Source organism: Actinoallomurus sp. NPDC052274 (assembly GCF_040679475.1).
Taxonomy (GTDB): domain Bacteria; phylum Actinomycetota; class Actinomycetes; order Streptosporangiales; family Streptosporangiaceae; genus Actinoallomurus; species Actinoallomurus liliacearum.
The window spans coordinates 1-1239 of record NZ_JBFAUT010000151.1 but is presented as its reverse complement, the minus strand read 5'-3'; the positions used below and the strand labels follow the sequence as shown (position 1 = coordinate 1239).

2 protein-coding genes are annotated in these 1239 nt (G+C 64.7%); both read left to right on the top strand.

From position 1 onward, the window contains the following. The first annotated feature begins 122 nt into the window (after positions 1-122). Entirely contained in the window at positions 123-707 is a 585-nt protein-coding gene (locus AB0K82_RS44570) for an outer membrane beta-barrel protein (protein ID WP_345849692.1), read from the top strand. A gap of 153 nt (positions 708-860) precedes the next feature. Beyond that, on the top strand, positions 861-1239 hold a 379-nt coding region (locus AB0K82_RS44565; RefSeq protein WP_364409829.1), incomplete at its 3' end, for a DUF4118 domain-containing protein.

Here is a 1239-nt window from a genome sequence, read left to right as displayed (position 1 = left end):
CAAATCCACGGAAAATCCACTGGACCCGGAAAGGGGTCGTTTCTATTCCCCGCCGACCGTCCCGTTCCAGCAATGGGGTGGTGCGTATTTGCGTTATCTTACGCTTCTAAAAGGGGGAATCCATGAACAAGCTTTTCGCGGCTGCGGCTGCCACGCTCCTGCTCGCGCCCGTTTCGGCCTTTGCCCAGGACCGGGCCGAGCCGGCCCATGACTTTGCCGGCCCGCGCATCGAGGCCCGCCTCGGCTATGAGACGCCGACGATCAGCGACGGCAGCGGCGGCGTGTGGAAGATCGGCAGCGCCGTTTCCTATGGCGGCGAGATCGGCGTCGACATCCGCGCCGGCAACAAGGTCGTGGTCGGCCCCTATGCCAATTACGAGTTGTCGAGCGTTTCGCTGTGCGGCGGCGGCGTCTGCCTCGAAGAGACCGGCAATCTCAGCGTCGGCGGCCGGCTCGGCTTCGTCGTCGGCACCAAGTCGCTGCTCTATGTGAAGGCCGGCTATGCCAGCATCACGTTCAAGGGCAAGTCGGGCGGCATCTCCGAATCGGAGAGCAAGAGCGGCATTCAGGGCTCGGTCGGCGTCGAAGTCGGCCTCGGCAAGAAGACCTATGCCTTCCTCGATGCCAGCTATGCCGATTATGGCCGATTCTACAGCGTCAACCTGCAGCGCCGCCAGGTCGCGGGTGGCGTCGGCATCCGCTTCTGATCGGAAAGCCCGGAAACCGGGGGCATCCGGCGACGGATGCCCCTTTTTCCTGTTATTTCCAAAGAGTAGCCGGGAAATACCCGCATCGCCTTGCCGCGGATCAGCATGTCGGGCCGAGGCCTGTGCTATCACCGGAGCGGCAGGAGAAGAGCGATGACCCAGGTCGATGGAGAGGTTCGCTGGCCGGAGAAGCTGCCGCTTCTCGCGGACCGGCCCTGGCTCCAGATCGGCCTGACCCTGGCGATCACCGGGATCGCGCTGCTGATCCGCCTGGCGATCGGGAACATGCTGCCGCCCGGCCTGCCCTATGCCACTTTCCTGCCCGGCGTGATCGTCACTGCCTTTCTGTTCGGGGTGCGGCCCGGCTTGCTCGCGGCGGTGCTGGGCGGGATCCTTGGCTGGGTGTTCTTCATCAAGGACCCGCTCCACGACGCGCCGTTGCCGGGCGTCGCGCCGTCGATCTTCCTCTATCTTTCCGCCGGCACGCTGGTCCTGCTGCTGTTCCACTGGATGCAGACGGTGACGCATGGGC

Bases quoted from the DNA above. Each gene is read 5' to 3' on its own strand.
- AB0K82_RS44570 (WP_345849692.1), top strand. From the start codon at position 123: ATGAACAAGCTTTTCGCGGCTGCGGCTGCCACGCTCCTGCTCGCGCCC.